The sequence below is a fragment of the Halorubrum sp. Atlit-26R genome (assembly GCF_003666015.1).
Taxonomy (GTDB): Archaea; Halobacteriota; Halobacteria; order Halobacteriales; family Haloferacaceae; genus Halorubrum.
Genome location: NZ_QPLT01000203.1, coordinates 1 through 744, shown reverse-complemented (window position 1 = coordinate 744; position 744 = coordinate 1). Strand labels below are relative to the sequence as shown.

Here is a 744-nt window from a genome sequence, read left to right as displayed (position 1 = left end):
CCCACTATTGAAACTGCGCTTTCCGACGCATTCGATGTCGGCGCGTGGACACTCGTTGGTCTGGCTGGCGAGACCCATCGATACCAAGTCCTTCCTGCATTGAGTTTCGAGGAACAACTTGGGGATCATCTCAACGACCTTGACGGGCTCGAAGCCCTTGCAACCGCGGACGCGATCATCGAACGAATTGAGGTACTGCCGAGCGGCTGGCGGCAGACAGGATGGTTCGCTGACCGAGACACATTCGGAGAGTTCTCGTCATTCTGGCAGCGTAATGCTGACTTCCAGTTGTTGCGACTCACCCACGACGACGAGTCTGAGCCCCCCGGTGACGGGCTCACTGACCGGCAACGCGAGGCGCTTCGGATCGCGTACGAACGGGGATATTTCGAAATCCCGCGTCAAGCATCTCTCGAAGACATCGCCGCGGAACTAGAGATTTCCGCCTCTTCGGTTTCCGAACGACTCCGTCGCGCGCAAACCGAACTGATCGAAGAAGCAGTCGCACCCACGTGGCCCCCACTCCCCCAGTGAACTCCATCGCTCCGTTCAACCGTATTTAAACGGCCGGATGATTGAGAGACAGTCCTTCTCGACGCATACTCATACAGTACGATGCACCGATGCAGACACTCACAACAACAGGTGAGACTCGTATCACAGTCGAACAACACGGCGACGGCCAGCCCCTAATCTTGCTTCACGGCGGGATGGCTCCCCGACAGTACTGGAATTCCGTCATCC

1 protein-coding gene is annotated in these 744 nt (G+C 57.4%); it reads left to right on the top strand.

Annotation, left to right across the window (positions count from 1 at the left end; genetic code table 11):
* Window positions 1-534 (top strand): helix-turn-helix domain-containing protein (locus tag DVK07_RS20135; protein WP_121598563.1); only part of this gene is annotated, 534 nt, incomplete at its 5' end.
* Window positions 535-744: the final 210 nt, after the last annotated feature.